The organism is Puniceibacterium sediminis, assembly GCF_900188035.1.
GTDB lineage: Bacteria > Pseudomonadota > Alphaproteobacteria > Rhodobacterales > Rhodobacteraceae > Puniceibacterium > Puniceibacterium sediminis.
Genome location: NZ_FZNN01000011.1, coordinates 49,051 through 70,276 on the forward strand (window position 1 = coordinate 49,051; position 21,226 = coordinate 70,276).

Consider the following 21,226-nt stretch of genomic DNA (forward strand, 5'->3'; position numbering starts at 1 on the left):
TGATCACGGTCATTTGCGGCAGAGTGCTGCGCATCCGCCGGTCCACGGTTGCGCCTGTGAAATGCCGTTGGTTTGCCTTGGCAGGGCACCAAAGCAGTTCTGGATTTAAGGTAGGGTTTGCACAAAGGCGCCGCTGGCTGAATGATGAAAATGGTCCCTCGAATCGCAGCCATACAATGGAGTAACGCGTCATGTCCGCACCGGATTACGAAAGCCCCCTGCAGATCGAAAACCGGATCAGACGTGGGTTTCGCATCACCGGTGTGATCTTTGCCGCACTGGGGCTGGCGGCCATTGTCGCACCCGGCGTCGCCACGATGGTTGTGGAACAGCTTGTCGCCTGGCTGCTGATCGTCTGGGGACTGGCGGGCCTGATGTTTGCCAGCAGCTTTCGTGCCTTTTCCGAATGGCGGTTGATCGCGGCCGGGTTCGTCGCTGTGCTGGTTGCGGGAATTGCCTTTGTCCTGCTGCCCGGAGCCGGGGCGGCGGTTCTGACGGGGGCGCTGATCACTGTCTTTCTGCTCGAAGGCATCGTGACCATCCTGTTGGGCCTGCGTCTGCGCGGGCAAGTTAGCAACTGGCGCTGGATCATCTTCAGCGGCGTCTGTTCCTTTGTTCTGGGCATGGCCCTTTTGATCGCCTGGACCGACGCGGCACGTTGGGTCATCGGCTTCATGGTTGGCCTGAACTTCCTGTCCACGGGGCTGTCGCTGCTTCTTCTGGCGCGGTTCCCGGTCGCACGATGAACACCCCTGCGGTAAAGCCGAAAATCACCTGTCATATTTGCGGTGGATCCTTTGCGCCGGTGGACACACGTCCCTTTGGCGCGGTGCGGCCCGGCGTTTCGGATCTGATCGCCCAGGCATATCCCGGCTGGGAGCTGGGCAAGTCAATCTGCCGCAATGATCTGTCGACCTTTCGCAGCGCCTATGTCGAATCCCTGCTGGAACGTGAACGTGGGGAGCTGGGCGCGCTGGAGCGTGAGGTGGTCAACAGCCTGAAGACCGGGCAGCTCATCACCCAGAACCTTGCCGAAGAGGATGACACAGAAGCGAGTTTCGGTGAACGTATGGCTGACCGTGTGGCCAGCTTTGGCGGCAGCTGGACATTCATCATCCTTTTCGCGGTCGTCCTGATCGGCTGGATGACGCTGAATGCGGCCAGCCTGTTGGCGCAACCGTTCGATCCCTATCCTTTCATCCTGCTGAACCTTGTCCTGTCGAGCATAGCAGCAATACAGGCGCCGATCATCATGATGAGCCAGAGACGGCAGGAGACAAAGGACCGGCGGCGGTCGGAGAATGACTATCGCGTCAACCTCAAGGCGGAACTGGAAATTCGTCAGTTGCACGAAAAGATGGACCACGAACTGGCCGAACAATGGGATCGTCTGGCGGAAATGCAGCGGATCCAGATTGAACTGCTTGAGGAACGCGCCGACGACCGCCGATGACCGGGCCGAGATTTTGCGTGTTGTCTTCGGTGTCTGAGATGGTCCCGACGAAAAACGGGCAGGGGGGCGGTTTTGCCAGGCTTTGCCCGCAGAACACTTTTCTGAAAGGGGGCATTGTGTGCTCGCCTTCAGGCCGTATCGCCATGCGCTGCCGGTAACTTCCGTAGGTGGTGTGGGACTCGAACCCGCAACCAAAGCGTTATGAGCGCTCTGCTCTAACCAATTGAGCTAACCACCCACGGAGTGTGGATCTGTTAAACCGAGCCGAGGCCGAGGCCAAGTGAAAATTCGGATACGCTGCACCTTTGGCTGTCGCCCGGTCGGTAGGCAAGGGACGGGGTAGGGTGCAAACAGGGGGGGCAGTCTGCACCTTCGCTGTTTCCTTTGGTCGCGTCGCGGGGTAAAGCAGCGCAAAATCTGTCGAAAGGTGCGTCATGAGCGACGAAGAGAACGGCAAGAACGGCATCACCTATGCCGATGCGGGTGTGGACATCGACGCGGGCAATGCGCTGGTCGAACGGATCAAGCCCGCAGCTAAGCGCACAGTGCGCCCGGGTGTGATGTCGGGTCTTGGCGGCTTTGGCGCGTTGTTCGACCTGAAAGGGGCCGGCTATTCCGACCCGGTTCTGGTTGCCGCAACCGACGGCGTTGGCACCAAGCTGCGCATCGCGATCGACACCGGCCATGTGGATGGCGTCGGCATCGACCTTGTTGCGATGTGCGTCAACGATCTGGTGTGTCAGGGCGCTGAGCCACTGTTTTTCCTGGACTATTTTGCTACAGGAAAGCTCGACACGGAGACTGCCGCGCGCGTGATCGAGGGCATTGCCGAAGGCTGCGTACGCTCGGGCTGTGCCCTGATCGGTGGCGAGACGGCCGAGATGCCGGGGATGTATCCTGCCGGTGACTTTGACCTTGCCGGTTTTGCGGTCGGCGCGATGGAACGCGGGAGCGACCTGCCCGCCGGGGTTGGCGAGGGTGACGTTCTGCTGGGGCTTGCCTCGGATGGGGTGCATTCCAACGGCTATTCGCTGGTGCGCAAACTGGTCGAGGTTTCAGGGCTGGGCTGGGATGCGGATTGCCCATGGTCCGATCAGAGCCTTGGCGCGGAACTGCTGACCCCGACGCGGCTATATGTCCGTCAGGCGCTGGCTGCGGTCAAGGCGGGCGGCGTTCATGCGCTGGCCCATATCACTGGTGGCGGTCTGACCGAAAACCTGCCCCGTGTCCTGCCCGAAGGTCTGGGTGCCACGATCTATCTGGACGCCTGGACGCTGCCACCGGTCTTTGCCTGGATGGCGGAAACGGGTGGCATGGCACAGAGCGAACTGCTCAAGACCTTCAATTGTGGCGTTGGCATGATCGCGGTGGTTGCTGCGGACCGTGCCGAGGCGTTGACCGCGCTACTGGCCGAAGAAGGTGAAACCGTCATACCGCTGGGCTATGTCACCGCGACGCCGGGCGTGCAGTATTCGGGCGATCTTGGGTGAGCAAACGGGTTGCGATTCTGCTTTCGGGCGGCGGCTCCAACATGGTGGCCCTTGCCCAGAGCATGACCGGTGATCATCCGGCGCGCCCGGTGCTGGTGATGGCCAACAGCGCGGATGCGGGTGGTCTGGACAAGGCGCGCGCGATGGGGATCGAGGCGGATTTCATCGATCACCGCCCGTTCAAGGGCGACCGCGCCGCGTTCGAAGATGCCCTGCATGAACGGCTGCTTCTGGCCAAGCCGGATATCATCTGTCTTGCCGGGTTCATGCGGGTGCTGACCGAAGGATTTGTGCGGCGCTGGCAGGGTCGGATGCTGAACATCCACCCGTCACTGCTGCCGAAATATCGCGGGCTGCATACCCACGCGCGCGTGCTTGAAGCGGGCGATGCGCAGCACGGCTGTACTGTGCACGAAGTGACGCCGGAGCTGGACGAAGGTCCGATTCTGGGTCAGGCGATCGTGCCGGTGAAAGCGGATGACACGCCCGAAACCTTGGCCGCGCGTGTCCTTGTCATGGAGCATTTGCTCTATCCGGCTGTCCTGCGCCGGTTTGCGGCCGGTGACCGGACGCTGGTCCGTCTGCCTTAGCGCAGGCTGACGGACGCGGCTGCGTTGCCGTGCCACCCGTCTGCCGCGATTTCCGAGGCAGGGGCGATCAGGGCGGGAACACCCATCAACAGAACAAGAGCGACTGCGGTCAGGACGGCAGTCACGGTCGAGCGATCCACAGAGGTGTGGGTCGGGCGGGCGATGTGAAGATCAAGAGTGGTCATGGGGGTATCTCCGAAACCATGAATTTATGATCCGGATATAGCAAGCGGAAAGATATTAGGAAAATGAATACTTGGTGTATAGTAAATCACAAATTGTGATGTGACGGTGCGGTCTGCGAAATGCACAGGACGGACCATTTCCGAGTGTTACGCCCTGCGGAAGCAGCACCGATACTCGTGATTATTTCAGACATGTACCAACGACCGCTTTCTGCGCATGGGCGAAAATAAACCATGAACCTTCAACGATGTGCGTCGCTTTCCCAGCACAGTGCTTTGATCTATGGGCAACAAGGGTATAGGACGGGTTTGTAAACGAAAAAGACAACCGGCCGGAGCCCGAATGAAGACGATAACGACGACGACGGATCTGGCAGCTTTCTGTGAGAGCGCCAAAGGTCAGCCATATGTGACCGTGGATACGGAATTTCTGCGCGAACGGACCTATTATTCCAAGCTTTGCCTTGTGCAGCTGGCTCTGCCCGGAACCGATGACAGCAATGCCGTGCTGGTCGACCCGCTGGCAGATGGCCTGTCGCTTGAACCCTTGCTCGACCTGTTTCGGGATACGTCGATCATCAAGGTATTTCACGCAGCGCGGCAGGATCTTGAAATATTTTACGTTGATCATGGCGTCATCCCTGATCCGATGTTCGACACTCAGGTTGCGGCGATGGTCTGCGGCTTTGGCGAACAGGCGGGATACGAGACTCTGGTCAAGCGGATTGCAAAGCAGGGCGTGGACAAATCCTCGCGCTTTACCGACTGGACGCGTCGTCCGCTGTCGGATGCGCAAAAAACCTATGCTTTGGCTGATGTCACCCATCTGCGGCAAATCTATGAATACCTTGCTGCCCAGCTGGAAAAATCTGGACGTCATCGCTGGGTTGAGGAAGAAATCAAGCTGCTGACCAACCCGGAAACCTATATCACACGTCCCCCCGAAGCCTGGAAACGCATCAAGACGCGTTCGACCGCGCCGCGGTTTCTGGCGATCGTGCGCGAACTGGCCACTTTTCGCGAAATCTATGCGCAGGAACGTAATATTCCGCGTAGTCGGGTCTATAAGGACGACGCGCTGGTCGAACTGGCGTCGACCAAGCCACAGAGCTTCGAGGATCTGGGACGGTCCCGCCTGCTGCTGCGCGAAGCCCGCAAGGGTGAGATTGCCGACGGCATTCTGGCTGCGGTCAAGCGTGGCGTCGACTGTCCGAAAGAGAATCTGCCCGAAGTGGACCTGAGTCATGAGAAGATGCAGGTGAACCCGGCGCTGGCGGATCTGCTGCGGGTGCTGCTCAAGGCCAAGACCGAAAGTTCGGGGGTGGCGTCAAAGCTGATCGCGCCGGCGGCGGATCTGGATGCCATTGCGGCGGGCCTGCGGGACGTGCCTGCGCTGACGGGTTGGCGGCGCGAAGTCTTTGGCGAGGATGCGCTGAGGCTGTGCGAGGGGCGCATCGCGCTGGCGGCCAAGGGCAAGAATGTGGAAGTGATCGAGATCTGATCATAGCGGCGCAGACAAAGCAGCCGTATTTTCAGGAGAGCGAACAAGAACCTACGGCGCTTTGCTGCCGTAGGTTCTTGTGTTTAGCGGCGTGTGACCATTTCGTTCGTGCGGCCGACGACGCGAATCGTGCGGATACCGGCAAGTTCCTGATCCGTCAGCCAAGTCGCGACTGTGACCGTGCGTGACCAATCGCTGGTATTGCGTGGGCCGTTTGTCTGCAGCGCGCTGAGCATGAATGCGAGCGTTCCGGGCTGATCATCGGGCAGGGGCAAAAGACGCACATCAAACGGGCCAAGGCGATCCGCGACGCCGTTTGCCGTGATGATTGCCCCGCCAGGCCGCCGCTCTATCAAAAGCTCGGACACTTCTGCGATGGGTTGGCCGAGATATGGGCCGACGGGTTTCTTGGTGCTCAGCAGGCTGTTGCCCCGCTTGGCCGGGATCAGCGGGTTTGTTGTACTGTCCGCGTCCTGAATCGCAGCGGGTTGGGAACGCGCGCCGCCGAACCAGTTGAACGGATTGACCCGGGAGTCGCGCACGGTGGCGCAACCTGTCAGCAGAACTGCTGAAACCGTCAGGATCATGAGGGATTTGATCATGCAACTACTGCCTTTTTCCTGCTGGTCGAGGGATAGCGCAGTGCGCGCCGGTTGAAAAGCCTCCGCGCGGGGCTGGACCTTTTTCGGGGCGGTGCTTAGGTCACTGATTAGCATACAGGAGAGGTTTCATGGCCCAGGCAGCATTCGAGGACGTGGTCGAGGATTTCGAGTTTCTTGAAGACTGGGAAGACCGCTATCGGCACGTGATCGAGCTGGGCAAGGCCATGCCGCCTTTGCCGGATGCTCTCAAGGTGCCCGCGACCAAGGTGGATGGCTGCGCGAGCCAGGTCTGGCTGCATCCGACGGTGAGCGGTGGTGAATATCATTTTCAGGGGGACAGTGATGCGATGATCGTGCGCGGTCTGATCGCCGTGCTGCACCGGCTGTATGACGGGCTGCCATTGGACCAGGTCGGCCAGGTCGATGCCGCTGCTGAGTTGGGGCGGCTTGGGCTGAACGATCACCTGTCAGCGCAGCGGTCCAATGGGCTTCGGGCGATGGTTGAACGCATCCGCATGCAGGCGGCCGAGGCCGTCTGAGCTTCGCGCGTCGCGCTTGTTGAAGGCACGTAAGTAGAGGGGGCGCCCGTCACACTCCCTGCCGTATTTTTAAAGCCGTATGTGGAAAGAGAAGAAGCGTGGGCCGGGCTTTCGTCGGTCCGGCGTCGCGCAGGAACGCTATGCGTTTGGCGTGGACTCAGCCGTTGCCGCCGCCTGTGAAGCGCGCCGCATCGGCTGCTGCGCGGCGGATGGCGTTGGATTTGTGCACGGTTTCCTGATACTCGGCCTCTGGGTCGCTGTCATAGACAACGCCGCCACCTGCCTGAATATAAAGCTTCTGATCCTTCAGGATCGCCGTGCGCAGGGCGATGCACATGTCCATGTCGCCGCCCGCGCTGAAGTATCCCACGCCGCCGCCATAGACGCCGCGCTTTTCGGGCTCCAGCTCATCGATGATCTGCATCGCGCGAACCTTGGGCGCGCCGGAAACGGTGCCGGCTGGCATCCCCGCAAAGAAGGCGGACAGGGCGTCCTGATCCTCGGCCAGTTCGCCGGTCACGTTGGACACGATGTGCATCACGTGGCTGTAGCGTTCGATGATGAACTGCTCGGTCGGTTTTACGGTCCCGATCTTGCTGACCTTGCCGGTGTCGTTGCGACCCAGATCCAGCAGCATGAGGTGTTCGGCCAGCTCTTTCTTGTCGGCCAGCAGTTCCAACTCGTTGGCTTTGTCCTCGGCTGGCGTCGCGCCACGGGGGCGGGTGCCGGCAATGGGGCGGATCGTGACTTCGTTGCCGAAGACGCGGACAAGGATTTCGGGTGAGGCGCCGATGACCTGAAAGCCGCCAAAGTTGAAGTAGAACATGAAGGGCGACGGGTTTGTGCGCCGCAACGACCGGTACAATGTGAAGGGCGGCAGTGGAAAGTCCTGCGTCCAGCGTTGGGATGGGACCACCTGAAAGATGTCACCCCGGCGGATATACCCCTTTGCCGTCTCAACGGCGGCCTTATAGGCGGCGTGGGTAAAGTTCGATACCGGGGCGCCGACTTCCTGTGCTTCGCCCAGATCGCGGCTGGCCTGCGGCATGGCGCGTTCCAGATCGCGCATGGCATCCATCACACGTTCAGCCGCCTGTGCATAGGCGGCGCGGGCCGAAAGACCATCGTTCACCCATGCGGGGGAAACCACAGTGACTTCGCCTTTGACGCCGTCGAGAACCGCCACGACAGACGGGCGCATCATCACCGCATCCGGCAGGCCCAGCGGGTCCGGGTTCACATCCGGCAGGTGTTCGATCAGCCGGATCATGTCATAGCCGAGATAGCCAAAGAGGCCAGCCGCAGCCTGCGGCAGATCCTCGGGCAGTTCGATGCGCGATTCGGCAATCAGTGCGCGTAGTGACGTCAGCGGATCGCTATCCTCAACCTTATAGGCATCCGCGTCATAGCGCGCCTCACGGTTGAGCCGGGCCGTGGTGCCGTGGCACTGCCAGATCAAATCCGGCTTCATCCCGATGATCGAATAACGCCCGCGCACCTCGCCCCCGGTCACGGATTCGAGCATGAAGGCGTCCTTGGCCGCGCCCGTCAGCTTCAGCATCAGGGACACGGGCGTGTCCAGATCGGCGGCGAGGCGGGCATAGACGACCTGGTTCTGACCGGCCTCATAGGCCTTGGCAAAACTGTCGTAATCGGGTGTGAGAGCCATAGGTCCTACGGTATCTGCGTGTGTACGGCGTTCAACGCCTGCTGATTGATCTGCACCCCTGCGCGGGTCTGGATGTCGGCAGACAGCGCGCGGAAAAGATCCTGCGCCACATCGTTCGCCGCCTGTTCGCGCAGCTGATCGGCAAGGGCCTTGCTTTCTTCGGCTTCGGGGTCAACGGCGATCACTTCGTCCAGTCGCACCAAAGTCACCTGACCATTGCCGGGCAGAACACGGATCTGTGCGGGCTCCATTTCGAACACAGCCGAAAGCAGGCCCGGGGGCAGATCCGTCACCCGCGCGTCGCGGGTCAGGCCGGCCTCTGTGGTGGTGTTCAGGCCGAGGTCGGTGAACGTCTGACCATCACCGACCTGATCCACGAGCATTTCGGCGGCTTCGGTCAGCGATTCCGTAGCCTTTTCACGATCCCAGCCGGTACGGACACGATCGATGACATCCTCCAGAGGCAGCGGCGCTTCGGGAAGCACCTCGTCCAGACGCAGGGCAAAAACACCGCCGTCGCCCAAGGGTTCGATGACGGGGAAATCGCCGTCCTGAACCGCCTGCGCGGCTTCGCGGAAAGCGTCGTATCCGGCTATGCCATCACCGGCTTCACCGGCCCACTCGATCTGGCCCAGCTGCATTTCGGTGTCCGAGGCCAGTTGTTCCAGCGTGGCACCCCCGGCAAGTTCGTCGTCGTAGCCCTGAGCCTGAGTTTCGACAACGCGGCGGGCACGGTCGAGCGCGAGTTCGTCATTCAGCTGGTCGCGGGCCTCGTCGAAAGGAATAACCTGCGCCGGAAGTACGCCGTTCACGCGGAACAGTGCCGGTCCAAGCGAGGATGGCAGCGGGCCAACCAAGGTTCCGGGGGCTGCGATAAAGATGTCTTCGCCAGCGGCCCCAAGGGCACCGAGTGTGACATCGCCAAGGTCGATGTCGGCCAGATCCAGACCACGTTCCGCAACCAGCGTTTCAAAGTCTGTCTCACCGGCATCAATACTGGCCTTTGCCTCTTGCGCGGCTGCGTCGTCAGAAAAGACAAGACGTTCGACAAGGCGACGTTCGGGCGTGTTGTAGTGCGTGCTGCGCTCTTCATAGGCGGCGCGCAGGGCGTCTTCGTCCACATCGACGGTATCAAGGATCATCGCGGGGGTGATCCAGGCGTAGGTGATCACCTTGGTTTCGGGCCGCATATACTGGTCTGCATTGGCGTCGTAATAGGCTTTCAGCTCTTCGTCCGTGGGAACAGGCAGGCCGGTCTCAAGGCTGCTTTGATCAAGCGTCGCATAGGTGAAGGCGCGTTTTTGACCGACATAGGCCAGCAGCGTGTCGACATAGGTGTCAGGCAGCGTAGTCCCGGCCAGAACGGCGCCCTGCAGGATGGTGCGGGCGGTTTCGTCGCGCATCTCTTCTTCGAATGCGGTTTCGGTCAGACCGGCATTGCGCAGCGCGAACCGGTAGGCCTCGCGGTCGAACTGGCCGTTTACACCCTGAAAGGCCGAAATCTGGCCGAGTGACTGAGCGAGCTGTTCGTCCCCGACCGACAGGCCAAGCTGGCCCGCTTCGTAGTCAAATGCCTTGGACGTGACCAGTTGAGCCAGCACCTGCTGGGACAATCCCAGCTGCTCGGCCTGAGCAAAGGGCATCGGCGATCCGGTCTGTGCCTCTATGGCGCGCAGCTCGTTTTGCAGGGCGCGGCCATATGCGTCGATCGATATCTTCTTGTCGCCGACGGAGCCGATGCTGCGGGCGGTGCCCGACAGGTTCGTGGCACCAAAGCCGGCAAGGCCGACCATCAGCAGCAGTAGGATGATCCAGACAAAGGTCTTTGACAGATTACGGGCCTTGAATGCCATGAATACGGCGCTCCTTGGGTTTCTTGTGGCCCCGTGTCTATGCGGTGCCGTGCGGGGGGGCAAGGGGCCAGTCAAGCGCTGCGAGCCGGTCAAAAAGTTGTTTGATGCCCGCGCGGTCCACATTGGCAAAGGCGATCCGGAACTGGCGCCCGCCCTCTGGGTCATCCTCGGGCATGAACATCGTGCCGGGCAGGACCAGCACACCGGCTTCGGCCACAAGTTTTGGGGCAAGGCGGTCCGAGGTTTCGGAAAAGGGGTGCTGCAGGTAGGCGAAATATGCGCCGACACCCATCAGTTTCCAGCCTTTGGATTCGAGCAGCGGCATGTTGTCGGTGATCGCTGCGCGACGGTCCAGAATCTCGTCCCGTTCACCGGCAAGCCACTGACCAAGGTTCTGCAGGCCCCAGAGCGCGGCGCGCTGACCCAGTTGGGGGGCGCAGATCGATACGGTGTCGAGGAATTTTTCGATTTCGAACAGGATCCCGGGATGGGCGATGACTGCACCGACACGGTGGCCGGTCAGGCGGTAGGCCTTGGAAAAAGAATAGAGCTGGATCAGCGTGTCGTCCCAGTTGTCATTGCTGAGCAGGGTGTGGGGCGGGGTCGGGCGGCTGTCGAAATCACGGTAGGTTTCATCGACTAGTAGCTTGATCCCGGTTTCACGGGCGAGATCAAAAAACGCCTGCAGGGTTTCGGCGGGGTATTCGACGCCGCCGGGATTGTTGGGCGAGACGAGGGATATGGCGCGGGTGCGGTCGGTGATCAGTTTGCGCGCGCTTTCAGCGTCGGGGATCAGGTCTGCGCCGGTGGCCAGCGGAACCGAGGTGACGCCTGACATGTCGAGCCACATCTTGTGATTGAAGTACCACGGCGTCGGCAGGATAACCTCGTCGCCTTCGTTGCAAAGCGCGGTGATCGTTGCGGCAAAGGCCTGATTACAGCCCGCGGTGATCGCGATCTGATCGGCCCGCGCGGGACCGTCGTAATGGTCGGCCCATTGTCTGGCGAGTTCTTCGCGCAGGGCGGGCAGGCCAAGGACAGGTCCGTAGAGATGGGTTTCCGGATCTTCGAGCATTTCGGCCATGGCGGCACGCATCTGGGGAGGGGGCGGATCAACCGGGGCGGCCTGGCTCACGTTGATCAGCGGGCGATCTGCGGAAAAGGTCACGCCGTCCAGCCAGCGACGCGCCTCCATCACCGGAGGGGGGAAGGTCGTTGCGGTGCGGCTGGTCATTTTGCGGTGTCCTGTGTGTTGATGTCGGAACTGAGGGGCAAGCCCCCGAATTCCCCGGAGTATTTATGGACAGAAGAAGGGCAGTGTCACGCAGGTTTGGCGATTTTCCCGCTCAGTTTCCGGAGTATGGTGAAAACAACCGCTCGACCGAGATGAAAAATATCACGATCAGGTCGACGGTTGTGATGAGCAGCAGTGCCGGGTCGTGGGTCTGGAGGTATTCGCCAAGCTGGTAGATCACAAATCCGGAGAGGACCATCATCGCAACCGGGTAGGCAAAGCGCCGTCGCAGGAACACAGCGAGAAGAACGCAGCAACTGAGCGCGCCGTGCCCCATGAGATATGTCGCGTAAAAGGTGCTGGTCTGGTCCGGGAGCGCCGCCGCCCAGTGGTGCAGGGCGGGCAGCAGCGGATGCAGCGGGCTATGGAGAAGGCGGGCTGTGCTCAGCCCCTCCACCAGATGGGAGAGGCTGCCTGCCGGTGCCAGCCAGAGGCCGAGACCAGCGCAGAACTGTAGCAGGGCAACGCTGGCCTTGGACAGCAGACCAAGGCGATAGATGCCGTCCAGCGCGCGGGGGACGCGGGGCAGCGGCCGGGTCTGAAGGTCCGTCGTCATCACTACTTGCCGCGGTAGGGTTCCACGTATTGCAACGCCATGTCCCAGGGAAAGAAGATCCATGTGTCCTGGCTGACCTCGGTCACGAAGGTATCGACCATCGGGCGGCCCATGGGTTTGGCATAAACAGTGGCAACATGCGCTTTTGGCATGTGTTTGCGCACCACTTCGAGCGTGCGGCCGGTGTCGACGAGGTCATCCACGATCAGAACGCCGGCGCCGTCTCCGATGATCTCCATGTCGGGGGATTTGATCACCTTCGGTTCGGTCTGGGTCTGGTGATTGTAGGATTTCACCGAGATCGTGTCGACGATGCGGATATCAAGTTCACGCGCGACGATCATCGCCGGGGTCATGCCGCCGCGGGTGATGGCGACAACGGCGCGCCAGCCGGTATCGGCGGGGCCGTGATCCTGGAGCCGCCAGGCAAGGGCGCGTGCGTCGCGGTGAAGTTGGTCCCAGCTTACATGGAAACCCTTTTCATGTGGGAGGCGGTCGGTCATGGCTGGGGTTCCTTGGACAAGATCAGGTGAGGGCAATGTTCAGGCCGAAGCCCGCGATGAGCAGGCCAAAGCTGCGGTCGATCCAGGCTTTGGCACGAATATAGGTGGCGCGGGCCTTTGGCAGAGAAAAGAGCCGGGCAACCACGATATACCACAAAGTTTCGTTCACGAAGATTGCCGCCAACAAAGCGGCGCGGGCAGCAAGGGGCGTATCCGCCGGAACGAGGCCCACGAAAACCGCGCCAAAGAAGACAGCCGTTTTGGGGTTGGTCGCAAAGGTCAGAAACCCGAGGCGCACGGCGCTGAAGGTGCTGCGCGGCGCAAGATCCCTGCGGTCCTGCAGAGGGTCGCCTGCGTGGCGCCACATCTGAAACGCGATCCAGACAAGGAACGCGCCGCCGACGATCTTGAGCGCGGCGAAAAGTGCCGGAAACAGCTGGAACAGCAGCGCGAGTCCCGCCATGGCAGCCGTCGCCCAGAGGGCCGCCCCGAGGCCAAAGCCGAATGCCAGCGCCGTGGCGGTTCCGAAACCCTCAGATGCTGCGGTGCGGGCGGCGACAACAAAGGAGGGTCCGGGGCTCATCGCGGCGGCGAGGTGAATGAGAACCACAGTGAGGAATGCCGCGAGCGTCATGTCAGCGCGAGACCAGCAGGCGCAGGCCCAGAAGGCCCAAAACGCTGGCGGCGATACGATCCAGAACCGGCTTTAGCCGCAGGTATCCGGCGCGAGCGCGTGGGGTGCCAAGTGCGAGGGCAAAGCAGGTATAGGCGGCAAGCTCGACAGCGAAGTGGTTGGCCACGATCAGCACCTTGGATGTGATCGTCAGATCGGGCGGAAAGATCACCAGCAGGACCGCAGATGCGAAGAGCACGGATTTGGGATTGCCGAGATTGACCAAAAGACCGGTGCGGAACGCCCGTCCACGGGGCAGGGGCTTTTCGCTTTCAGCCAGAGGCTGACTGGCGTCGCGCCACAGGGTGTAGGCAATCCAGAGCAGATAGAGTGCGCCAATTGTCTTGATCGCCACATAGGCAAAGGGAAAAAGCGCGAATACCGCATCGAGCCCCAAAAGCGCGGCCCCGGTCCATGCGGCGGCCATGAGGCCAAGCCCGGCACCGGTGGCGATGCCCGCACGCGGCCCGGCCACCAGAGTGGTGCGAAGGGCGAGAAGCAGCGCCGGACCGGGACTGGCCAGCGCCGCGAGCAACGTCAGGTTAAAGGCAACAAGATGCACCGCGTCGATCATCGTGGCTTAGCCTTTGGTGATATCGGGGGCGTCCACGGCCTTCATCCCAACGACGTGGTATCCGGCATCTACATGCAGAACCTCGCCCGTGGTGCCGGAACCGAGATCGGAGAGAAGATATAGCGCGGAGCCGCCGACATCCTCGATCGTCACGTTGCGGCGCAGGGGTGAATTGTATTCGTTCCACTTCATGATGTAGCGGAAATCGCCGATGCCGGACGCCGCGAGCGTCTTGATCGGTCCGGCAGAGATCGCGTTGACGCGAATGCCGTCCTTACCCAGATCCTCGGCCAGATAACGCACCGACGCCTCAAGCGCGGCCTTGGCCACACCCATGACATTATAGTGTGGCATAACCCGTTCGGCGCCGTAATAGGTGAGCGTCAGGCAGGAACCGCCCTTGTTCATCATCTTTTCGGCGCGCTGAACAACAGCGGTAAAGCTGTAGACCGAGATATCCATCGACAGGGTAAAGTTGGCGCGCGAGGTGTCCACGTAACGACCGCGCAGTTCGTTCTTGTCCGAGAAGCCGATGGCGTGGACGACAAAATCCAGTGTGCCCCACTTTTCCTTCAGCGAGTCGAACAGAGCGTCGATTGATGCTTCGTCGCCCACGTCGCAGGGCAGCACAATGTCCGAACCAAGCGACGCCGCCAGCGGTTCGACACGTTTCTTGAGAGCATCGCCCTGATAGGAGAACGCAAGTTCCGCACCGGCATCACCAAGCGCCTTTGCAATGCCCCAGGCAATGGACTTGTCGTTCGCCAGGCCCATGATCAGACCCCGCTTGCCTGTCATCAAATTGTTCGACATCTGGAAACTCCAACCGACTTGTTGCACGTCCAATAGGCGATAGGCGAGGCTCCATCAAGCCGCATTCCCAGTTGGCCGAACGTTGCAGCGGACATGTTTGATGGGAATAGCCCTGGTTCCTGCTGGTCTGGTTCTGCATGTGGCAGCGTCATGAATTCTTTCGAAGATCCATTTGATCCCGCAGGGGGTAACGCGGGGCAGATGGGGGCACCTCGCGGTACGCGGATGTTGGTAGCTCAAGTTAAAGGCCATGTCCGGACCTGAGCCGAATTTTTTTGACCGCCAGATATTCTCAATGATTGCGGGGCGGGATCCACGACCGATCGTCGAAACATCAGACTTTAAGGGCGGGGTTTTCGAGTGTGTGCGGTGGAATACAATATGTATATAGCAGTGTAAACTAGGTTGACACTTCTTCACGTAGAGTTAGGTTGCGTCAACCAAGGACGACCAGGGTCATTTAATAAGTTCCGTTACTTACAAAGCCCCAGTCACCTACACGACTTCGGCCATATTTTGTTCCGAGGCAGATTGGAAATAGAGATGATAAATCACCCAAATCACAAGTGCTTTCAGTGTTCTACCGGCGGCGTTGGGCTTGATGGTGCCGCGCTTGAAGTTGGCTATCTGTCATGATCCCCAAGGACAGCCGGAGGTCTGCAAGGCGCCTGTTTTACTGCAAATTCTGCAATCACCATTTGAGGCTGGGGGCAACGCGTTGCGGAGATTGCTATCAAGATGCGCCGTTGTACAATCGTGCATGGCTTTGGAACCTTGCGGCCGCAAGCGTTCTGGCAGGTGGTGTCCTTAGTGTTGGGATGTATGCGGTGCAGCCTGCACCCGTGACAACGCTCAGTCAGCGCCCGGCAGTATACCCCGTCGATGGGCCGGAATCGAAGGCGCCGGTTTCGTTGATTTCTACCGCACCCGACAGCGCGGCGATTCCAGTCCGTACTCAGGAGACCAAAAGGTGAGCGACCGGACGGGAATTTTTGCAGGCAGTGATCCATTCTCCATTACCCAAACCTGGTTGGCCGAGGCGGAAAAAAGCGAGCTAAATGATCCCAACGCCATCGCGCTCGCTTCGGTCGATGCAGATGGGCTCCCAAATGTACGTATGGTGCTGTTGAAAGATATTGAGGCGAACGCCTTTGTGTTTTACACCAATTACGAGAGTGCCAAGGGACAGGAGATCAACTCTACGGGTAAGGCTGCCTTTGTATTGCACTGGAAGTCACTACGCCGTCAGATCCGTGTGCGTGGTTTGGTAAGTCGCGAAGATGGCCCTCAGGCAGACGCGTATTACAAAAGCCGGTCACTAAAAAGCAGGCTGGGAGCCTGGGCATCACGGCAGTCGCGGCCTCTTTCTAGCCGCGGGGCGTTGATCGCCGAAGTTGCGATGATTACGGCCCAAAAGGGTACAAACCCCGACAGGCCACCATACTGGGGAGGTTTTCGTATTGTGCCGCTTGAAATAGAATTCTGGGCGGACGGTGATTTTAGATTGCATGACCGTTTCGTTTGGCGTCGGCAAAGCCCCGCTGACACTTGGAAAGTCAATAGACTAAGCCCGTGACGTTCACGTAACGTGAACTGTGCGGATATCAGACGTCATTAGGAAAATTCCTTGCAATTGTGCCCTTAAATGTCGCAAAGACGTGCACGGGGATTATACATGTGGAAGCACGTTGAAACAGAATGAGACAGGAACGCAGCGCGTTCTGGGAAAGGTTAAGTGGTTCGATCCGGTCAAAGGCTTCGGCTTTGTAATTTCTGATGCGGGTGGCCCAGATATCCTTCTTCACGCAAATGTGCTGCGCAATTTCGGACAGGGATCGGTCGCTGACCAGGCCTTGGTAGAGATAGACATACAGGCGACTGAACGCGGCGTTCAGGCGGTCGAAATTTTTCGCATCGAACCGCCCGAGGGCATGCCGGAGCTGCCGCTTGCGGATTTCGAAGATATTGATCCGGAAATCATTCGTGCTGCGCTGCTTGAGCCCGCACGGGTGAAGTGGTTCGACAAGGCAAAGGGCTTCGGCTTTGCAAATGTGTTCGGCCGTTCAGAAGACGTGTTTGTGCATGTCGAGGTGCTGCGCCGGTCCGGACTTTCCGATCTTGAGCCCGGCGAGGCGCTGGCGATCCGTGTGATCCCAGGCAAACGTGGGGCGATGGCCACAGAGGTATCTGCATGGGAAGCCGCATTAAAAGATCTGCCATAAGTGCCATCGGGGCAATTTTTCTGTGGACTGGGGCAGCCCATGCAGAGTCGAATTGCCGCGAAGACGCCCTTTGGTTGCGCGGGGATTGGGGGTCAGCCCGGTTCGGCGTAAAGGTCGCTGATGATGACAAGGAGCGCTCCCGCGGTCTGATGTTTGTCGAGAAGATGGCCATGGGGACGGGCATGCTTTTTGTATACCCGCGCCCTCAGGACACCAATTTCTGGATGAAAAATACTCTCATTCCGCTGGATATCATCTTTGCCGATCATCGCGGGGTTGTTCAGACAGTTCACCCAGATGCCGTTCCCGGTGATCTCACTCCGATTCCCGGTGGTCAGGGGATCCAGTATGTTCTGGAAATCAACGGCGGCCTTGCAAAATCTATGGGCATCGTGCCCGGCAGCGTCTTTCAGCACCCTGCCATCGCGCAAGACTCGGCTGCCTGGGCCTGTCCTGCGCAGTAAGTCAAAAATTTCGAATTACGGGCTTTTCAATTGCCGCTCCGGTCGCTAAACGAGCCACATGTTCGGGGCGTAGCGCAGCCTGGTAGCGCGACGGTTTTGGGTACCGTAGGTCGTAGGTTCGAATCCTATCGCCCCGACCATTTTCTTGCCAGCGCCAGTTGATCGCGGTCTTTTCTGGGACCGGTACAGAGCTATACTTGCACGAATACGGCAAGACGCTCTTTTGATGCATTGGGGGAAACATGATCATATCCATCCTGAATACGTTCTGCTTCAAAGGACCTATCAGTCTGTATTCGCCTGCAGTTCATTCTAAAAATCCAGACCTTCCGTCGATTTCCACGATCCTGCAAAGGGTGTCGGAATGACCCCGGCGGCGCGAGTGCAGGCGGCAATCGAGGTTCTGGACCGTATCGGTCCGGATATGGCCGCCGAGCAGGCGCTTACGAACTGGGCACGCGGTGCCCGTTTTGCCGGTTCAAAGGACCGTGCAGCGGTGCGCGACCATGTCTATGAAGTGATGCGCCAACGGCGTAGTGTTGCTGCGCTGGGGGGCGGGGGCACCGGGCGGCAGAGCATGCTGGGCCTTTTAAGGCTGAACGATGTGCCGCCTGAGCCGCTGTTTTCCGGAGAGGGCTATGGCCCGCTGCCGCTGTCGGTCGACGAACAGAACAGCGGCAGACCACCCGAAGGCGTCGAGACGCTGGATTTGCCCGATTGGCTGGCCGAGCGTTTTGCAGCCGATCTGGGGGCCGATTCCGAAGCTGTTGCCCGTGCACTGAAAAGCCGTGCATCTGTATTCCTGAGGGTCAACTCGCTCCGCTGCTCTGTGCAGCAAGCTATTGATTCTCTTTCAGAAGAAGATATTTCCGTAGCCCCGCATCCGTTGTCGCCTCAGGCCTTGGTTGTGGTGACCAACGCCCGCCGTGTGGCCCAATCAGAGGCGTATCAGGACGGCTGGGTCGAGCTGCAGGATGCCGCCAGCCAAGCAGTCGTCGATCTTTTGCCGCTTCGCAATGGTCAGCGCGTGCTGGATTATTGCGCCGGTGGCGGCGGCAAGACCCTGGCCATGGCTGCGCGTCTTGATGGATCGGTCGAAGCGTTCGATGCCAATCCCGGGCGGTTGCGCGACCTGCCAGTTCGCGCTGCGCGGGCGGGGGCTGCTGTTGAGATAGTCGAGCGGTGCGAGGGTCTTTATGATCTCGTACTGTGCGATGTCCCCTGTTCTGGCAGTGGTGCCTGGCGTCGCTCGCCCGAGGGAAAGTGGACGCTGACACCGCATAAACTCGAGGCGGTGCAGGGGGTTCAGGCCCAGATCCTTCGCAAGGCATCGCACCTGGTCCGTCCGGGCGGCTGTCTGGCCTATGTGACCTGTTCGGTGCTGAAATCCGAGAACGGTGATCAAATTAAGCTGTTCATGGCGGAAAACGCAGGTTGGGAACTGGGCGAGACTCGACAGTTCCTTCCGGCTGACGGGGGCGATGGTTTTTTTGTCTGCTGCCTGACCCGGCTCTGACGAAAGCCTTTTATCTATAGTCATTTTGATACTATGCTCTACCATAGCGTGAGTAACGCACGGTAATTAGGCTTAAGCATGGGTTAACCTTTATCGGTGTTAATCTGTCCGGGCTGAACTGCTGTAGTTGAGTTGGGAGAGGTCTATGCATGGTGTTTGACGCCGTTCTAGAAAGCCAAGGCACAGGACCACGAACGCGCAGTGTGAACTGGCGGGTGATGTTCATATTTGCGTTGGGTGGAGCAAGTTTCGTCGCTTCGGCGGTTGCGCCGGTACTGGCGATTCAACTCGGTTTGATGGCGGCGGGTGCGGCATTTGCTGTGATCGGGGCGTTTAGCTGGGTCATTACGCTATGGTCGCGTTGGTCGCGCCAGAGAATGTTCCGGGTGATTTCCAATTTCATCGAACGTGACAGTGTGGCCTGCTTGATTACGGATTACGATGGAGACATCCTTTATTCCAATGCATCGGCGCGCAGCCGCTACAACCCTGAAATAGGCCAGGCTATCGCGTCACTGCTGCGTCCGGTCTTTGCAAATCCGGCCGGTGTCCTTTACCGCTTGCAAAACAGCACATCAGAGAAGGTCGTGGCGACCGAGGATATTCCGGTACGCGGGGGCCACATCCGGATAAGTGCGCGAGCCATGCAGGAGCGTTGTATCCTGTGGCAGATCGAATTCTTTGACGAAACCACGGCCAGCGCGCGTGGCTATGGCCCGGGGGTGTCCATTTTCACGCTGGGTCGCAATGGTACGATTCTGTCGATGAATGACGCGGCGTGCGAACTGATCGGCAAGCGCTGCACGCAGTTGGAAGAGGTGATGCCGGATTTGCCGCTGCGGCCCGGAGTCCCTAACGAAGTATTGACGCAGGCTGGCCCCAGATCCTTTCTGATCAGTCATGTGGAAGCCGGGTCCGGGCGGGAAGAGCTGGTGCTGTTGCCGTTGCCAGACACAGTCGCAACCGCGGATCCCGATACCGACTTTGACACCCTGCCGGTACCGCTTCTCAAGCTCAGCCCCGACGGCGTCATTGCGAGATCGAACCGCGAGGCGCGCAAGCTGCTCGATACGGATAGGACCGACCAGCGCGTCCTGTCCGATTTCATGGAGGGGTTGGGTCGATCGATCAAGGATTGGCTTGGCGATGCCGCCGCAGGGCGCAGCCTCAACCGGTCAGAGTTCCTGCGGCTTACACGCTCGGATCGCGAGGTGTTCGTTCAGGTGACGCTGAATCGAGTGATGGAAAACGGTCGCCCTGTTCTTGTGGCAGTATTGAATGATGCGACCGAGCTCAAGACTCTCGAAGCACAGTTTGTCCAAAGCCAGAAAATGCAGGCGATCGGTCAGTTGGCCGGGGGTATCGCGCATGATTTTAACAACCTTTTGACCGCGATCTCCGGGCATTGCGATCTGCTGCTGTTGCGGCACGATCAGGGCGATCCAGAGTATAGTGACCTTGTGCAGATCAACCAGAACGCCAACCGCGCTGCGGCGCTTGTGGGTCAGCTTCTGGCATTTTCGCGCAAGCAGACACTGCGCCCCGAAGTACTGGACTTGCGCGATGCGCTGTCTGACCTCACGCATCTTCTTAATCGACTTGTGGGTGAAAAAGTTTCGTTAACCCTGCGTCATGATCCCGTGCTGCCCCCGATCCGCGGCGACAAGCGCCAGCTGGAACAGGTTATGATGAACCTCGTGGTCAACGCGCGCGACGCCCTGCCGCAAGGCGGCACCATCGTGATCGAGACCGAACGGGTTTTTCTGAAAGAGCCCATGACCCGGGACCGCGCCGTTGTAGCGCCGGGTTCCTACGTCTCGGTCAAGGTGACAGATGCCGGAGTGGGTATCCCGAGGGACAAGCTGCAGAAGGTATTCGAACCGTTCTTCACGACAAAACGGACAGGCGAGGGGACTGGCCTTGGCCTGTCAACGGTCTATGGAATTGTGAAGCAGACCGGCGGATTTATCTTTGTGGATAGTATCCTTGGTTCCGGGAGCTGCTTCACACTACTATTTCCGAGCCACGAAATTTTGCCCGGCGCGGCTGACAGCCCCACCGCCAAAGCCCCTAAGCTAAAGGCCCGTCAGGGCAATGGCGTGGTTCTTCTGGTCGAGGACGAGGCGCCGGTGCGTGCCTTTGCATCGCGCGCGCTGCGGCTGCGCGGCTACACCGTGATCGAAGCGGAATCCGCCGAGGACGCCCTGCGCTTGCTGGACGATGACAGCTTGGTAGTAGATGTTTTTGTCACGGATGTTGTGATGCCGGGCATGGACGGTCCCACCTGGGTCAAGCTGGCGCTCGAGGCGCGTCCCGAAGTAAAAGTCGTCTTCGTCTCCGGCTATGCCGAAGAGGTCTTTGGCGAAGACAAGAACCGTGTCCCTAATTCTGTCTTCCTGCCGAAACCCTTTTCTCTGAACGAGCTGACTGAAACAGTCTATCAACAGCTGGTCTGAGCGGCCTTTTCCAGTTCGGAACGGGACCGACCGGGAACATGTTCATTAACGATCAAGCGGCGTTACGAGTTATCGGCAGATTTGTACCCAGGCATCACGGACGGTGGTGCCGATTCTTTCTAGTGGAATAAGAAGCTGCCGAAGTTCCGCTAAATAGATTACGGCTGGTCGTCGAAATCCCGGCTGCCGTAAACACCTCTTTAAGAAATTGACGCAAGAGTGAATGCAGAAAAATTGCCTTGATATGTTCCCTTTTTGATCTCATATAGGTGG

The 21,226-nt window shown here is 59.6% G+C and carries 21 protein-coding genes and 2 tRNA genes; 12 read left to right on the plus strand and 11 right to left on the minus strand.

Annotation, left to right across the window (positions count from 1 at the left end; translation table 11 throughout):
- The first annotated feature begins 191 nt into the window (after nt 1–191).
- Both CHB75_RS12710 and CHB75_RS12715 read left to right on the plus strand, forming a co-directional pair.
- Nucleotides 192–746 (plus strand): HdeD family acid-resistance protein, encoded by a 555-nt coding sequence (locus CHB75_RS12710; RefSeq protein WP_089271032.1) that lies wholly within the window; start codon nt 192–194, stop codon nt 744–746.
- A 59-nt stretch (nt 747–805) separates the two neighbouring features.
- Nucleotides 806–1,453, plus strand: coding sequence for a DUF1003 domain-containing protein (locus tag CHB75_RS12715; protein WP_245840952.1), 648 nt, complete (start codon nt 806–808; stop codon nt 1,451–1,453).
- A gap of 164 nt (nt 1,454–1,617) precedes the next feature.
- On the opposite strand, the gene CHB75_RS12720 is transcribed toward CHB75_RS12715, so the two are convergent.
- Nucleotides 1,618–1,691 (minus strand) — tRNA-Ile (locus CHB75_RS12720).
- A 196-nt stretch (nt 1,692–1,887) separates the two neighbouring features.
- Between CHB75_RS12720 and purM the strand changes: the two genes are divergently transcribed.
- Nucleotides 1,888–2,943 (plus strand): phosphoribosylformylglycinamidine cyclo-ligase, encoded by a 1,056-nt coding sequence (purM, locus tag CHB75_RS12725; RefSeq protein ID WP_089271036.1) that lies wholly within the window; start codon nt 1,888–1,890, stop codon nt 2,941–2,943.
- Nucleotides 2,940–3,533 carry a phosphoribosylglycinamide formyltransferase gene (gene purN / locus CHB75_RS12730; RefSeq protein ID WP_089271038.1) on the plus strand — a complete coding sequence of 198 codons (594 nt, stop codon included), beginning with the start codon at nt 2,940–2,942 and terminating at the stop codon, nt 3,531–3,533. Before purM ends, purN begins: the two co-directional genes overlap by 4 nt.
- Here the strand turns inward: purN and CHB75_RS12735 are convergent.
- Nucleotides 3,530–3,718, minus strand: coding sequence for a hypothetical protein (locus CHB75_RS12735; protein WP_089271040.1), 189 nt, complete (start codon nt 3,716–3,718; stop codon nt 3,530–3,532). The two genes, purN and CHB75_RS12735, sit on opposite strands and share 4 nt — an antisense overlap.
- A gap of 343 nt (nt 3,719–4,061) precedes the next feature.
- Between CHB75_RS12735 and rnd the strand changes: the two genes are divergently transcribed.
- Complete coding sequence (gene rnd, locus CHB75_RS12740) at nt 4,062–5,219, plus strand: ribonuclease D (protein WP_089271042.1); 1,158 nt, start codon at nt 4,062–4,064, stop codon at nt 5,217–5,219.
- Between the two features lie 83 nt (nt 5,220–5,302).
- Here the strand turns inward: rnd and CHB75_RS12745 are convergent, their stop codons facing one another.
- Nucleotides 5,303–5,821 (minus strand): hypothetical protein, encoded by a 519-nt coding sequence (locus tag CHB75_RS12745; protein WP_089271044.1) that lies wholly within the window; start codon nt 5,819–5,821, stop codon nt 5,303–5,305.
- Between the two features lie 128 nt (nt 5,822–5,949).
- Here CHB75_RS12745 and CHB75_RS12750 point away from each other — a divergent pair, with 128 nt between their 5' ends.
- The gene (locus tag CHB75_RS12750) at nt 5,950–6,360 is read left to right on the plus strand and encodes a SufE family protein (RefSeq protein ID WP_089271046.1); all 411 of its coding nucleotides are present in this window, start codon (nt 5,950–5,952) and stop codon (nt 6,358–6,360) included.
- 157 nt (nt 6,361–6,517) lie between these two features.
- On the opposite strand, the gene trpE is transcribed toward CHB75_RS12750, so the two are convergent.
- From trpE to fabI, 8 genes are all read right to left on the minus strand, one after another.
- Nucleotides 6,518–8,029, minus strand: coding sequence for an anthranilate synthase component I (gene trpE / locus CHB75_RS12755; RefSeq protein ID WP_089271048.1), 1,512 nt, complete (start codon nt 8,027–8,029; stop codon nt 6,518–6,520).
- Nucleotides 8,030–8,034: 5 nt separating this feature from the next.
- Complete coding sequence (locus CHB75_RS12760) at nt 8,035–9,882, minus strand: peptidyl-prolyl cis-trans isomerase (protein WP_089271050.1); 1,848 nt, start codon at nt 9,880–9,882, stop codon at nt 8,035–8,037.
- A 37-nt stretch (nt 9,883–9,919) separates the two neighbouring features.
- Entirely contained in the window at nt 9,920–11,116 is a 1,197-nt protein-coding gene (locus tag CHB75_RS12765) for an aminotransferase (RefSeq protein WP_089271052.1), read from the minus strand.
- A 112-nt stretch (nt 11,117–11,228) separates the two neighbouring features.
- Nucleotides 11,229–11,732 carry a DUF2127 domain-containing protein gene (locus CHB75_RS12770; protein ID WP_176439131.1) on the minus strand — a complete coding sequence of 168 codons (504 nt, stop codon included), beginning with the start codon at nt 11,730–11,732 and terminating at the stop codon, nt 11,229–11,231.
- Nucleotides 11,733–11,734: 2 nt separating this feature from the next.
- The gene (gpt, locus tag CHB75_RS12775; protein WP_089271056.1) at nt 11,735–12,235 is read right to left on the minus strand and encodes a xanthine phosphoribosyltransferase; all 501 of its coding nucleotides are present in this window, start codon (nt 12,233–12,235) and stop codon (nt 11,735–11,737) included.
- 22 nt (nt 12,236–12,257) lie between these two features.
- Nucleotides 12,258–12,869 carry a LysE family translocator gene (locus CHB75_RS12780; RefSeq protein ID WP_089271058.1) on the minus strand — a complete coding sequence of 204 codons (612 nt, stop codon included), beginning with the start codon at nt 12,867–12,869 and terminating at the stop codon, nt 12,258–12,260.
- A gap of 1 nt (nt 12,870) precedes the next feature.
- A complete protein-coding gene (locus tag CHB75_RS12785) occupies nt 12,871–13,482 on the minus strand; it encodes a LysE family translocator (RefSeq protein WP_089271060.1) in 612 nt (203 codons plus the stop codon).
- A gap of 6 nt (nt 13,483–13,488) precedes the next feature.
- Nucleotides 13,489–14,295, minus strand: a complete 807-nt coding sequence (gene fabI, locus CHB75_RS12790; protein WP_089271062.1) for an enoyl-ACP reductase FabI — start codon at nt 14,293–14,295, stop codon at nt 13,489–13,491.
- Between the two features lie 970 nt (nt 14,296–15,265).
- On the opposite strand from fabI, the gene pdxH reads away from it, so the two are divergent.
- The 6 genes from pdxH to CHB75_RS12820 all read left to right on the plus strand — a co-directional run bounded on the left by pdxH (nt 15,266) and on the right by CHB75_RS12820 (nt 20,953).
- Nucleotides 15,266–15,871: a pyridoxamine 5'-phosphate oxidase gene (gene pdxH / locus CHB75_RS12795; protein WP_089271064.1), complete on the plus strand. Its 606-nt coding sequence runs from the start codon at nt 15,266–15,268 to the stop codon at nt 15,869–15,871.
- Between the two features lie 112 nt (nt 15,872–15,983).
- Nucleotides 15,984–16,517 (plus strand): cold-shock protein, encoded by a 534-nt coding sequence (locus CHB75_RS12800; RefSeq protein WP_089271066.1) that lies wholly within the window; start codon nt 15,984–15,986, stop codon nt 16,515–16,517.
- A complete protein-coding gene (locus CHB75_RS12805; RefSeq protein ID WP_089271068.1) occupies nt 16,487–16,981 on the plus strand; it encodes a DUF192 domain-containing protein in 495 nt (164 codons plus the stop codon). The genes CHB75_RS12800 and CHB75_RS12805 overlap by 31 nt, the downstream gene beginning before the upstream one ends.
- A 63-nt stretch (nt 16,982–17,044) precedes the next feature.
- Nucleotides 17,045–17,121 (plus strand) — tRNA-Pro (locus CHB75_RS12810).
- A gap of 224 nt (nt 17,122–17,345) precedes the next feature.
- Nucleotides 17,346–18,497, plus strand: a complete 1,152-nt coding sequence (locus CHB75_RS12815) for an RsmB/NOP family class I SAM-dependent RNA methyltransferase (RefSeq protein WP_089271069.1) — start codon at nt 17,346–17,348, stop codon at nt 18,495–18,497.
- Between the two features lie 218 nt (nt 18,498–18,715).
- The gene (locus tag CHB75_RS12820; RefSeq protein WP_245840953.1) at nt 18,716–20,953 is read left to right on the plus strand and encodes an ATP-binding protein; all 2,238 of its coding nucleotides are present in this window, start codon (nt 18,716–18,718) and stop codon (nt 20,951–20,953) included.
- The last annotated feature ends 273 nt before the right edge of the window (nt 20,954–21,226 follow it).

Bases quoted from the DNA above. Each gene is read 5' to 3' on its own strand.
- trpE (WP_089271048.1), bottom strand. From the start codon at position 8,029: ATGGCTCTCACACCCGATTACGACAGTTTTGCCAAGGCCTATGAGGCC.
- CHB75_RS12820 (WP_245840953.1), top strand. From the start codon at position 18,716: ATGTTCATATTTGCGTTGGGTGGAGCAAGTTTCGTCGCTTCGGCGGTT.
- CHB75_RS12770 (WP_176439131.1), bottom strand. From the start codon at position 11,732: ATGACGACGGACCTTCAGACCCGGCCGCTGCCCCGCGTCCCCCGCGCG.
- CHB75_RS12750 (WP_089271046.1), top strand. From the start codon at position 5,950: ATGGCCCAGGCAGCATTCGAGGACGTGGTCGAGGATTTCGAGTTTCTT.
- CHB75_RS12765 (WP_089271052.1), bottom strand. From the start codon at position 11,116: ATGACCAGCCGCACCGCAACGACCTTCCCCCCTCCGGTGATGGAGGCG.
- CHB75_RS12710 (WP_089271032.1), top strand. From the start codon at position 192: ATGTCCGCACCGGATTACGAAAGCCCCCTGCAGATCGAAAACCGGATC.
- CHB75_RS12745 (WP_089271044.1), bottom strand. From the start codon at position 5,821: ATGATCAAATCCCTCATGATCCTGACGGTTTCAGCAGTTCTGCTGACA.
- gpt (WP_089271056.1), bottom strand. From the start codon at position 12,235: ATGACCGACCGCCTCCCACATGAAAAGGGTTTCCATGTAAGCTGGGAC.
- CHB75_RS12815 (WP_089271069.1), top strand. From the start codon at position 17,346: ATGACCCCGGCGGCGCGAGTGCAGGCGGCAATCGAGGTTCTGGACCGT.
- CHB75_RS12785 (WP_089271060.1), bottom strand. From the start codon at position 13,482: ATGATCGACGCGGTGCATCTTGTTGCCTTTAACCTGACGTTGCTCGCG.
- CHB75_RS12735 (WP_089271040.1), bottom strand. From the start codon at position 3,718: ATGACCACTCTTGATCTTCACATCGCCCGCCCGACCCACACCTCTGTG.
- purM (WP_089271036.1), top strand. From the start codon at position 1,888: ATGAGCGACGAAGAGAACGGCAAGAACGGCATCACCTATGCCGATGCG.
- rnd (WP_089271042.1), top strand. From the start codon at position 4,062: ATGAAGACGATAACGACGACGACGGATCTGGCAGCTTTCTGTGAGAGC.
- fabI (WP_089271062.1), bottom strand. From the start codon at position 14,295: ATGTCGAACAATTTGATGACAGGCAAGCGGGGTCTGATCATGGGCCTG.
- CHB75_RS12805 (WP_089271068.1), top strand. From the start codon at position 16,487: ATGGGAAGCCGCATTAAAAGATCTGCCATAAGTGCCATCGGGGCAATT.
- CHB75_RS12760 (WP_089271050.1), bottom strand. From the start codon at position 9,882: ATGGCATTCAAGGCCCGTAATCTGTCAAAGACCTTTGTCTGGATCATC.
- CHB75_RS12780 (WP_089271058.1), bottom strand. From the start codon at position 12,869: ATGACGCTCGCGGCATTCCTCACTGTGGTTCTCATTCACCTCGCCGCC.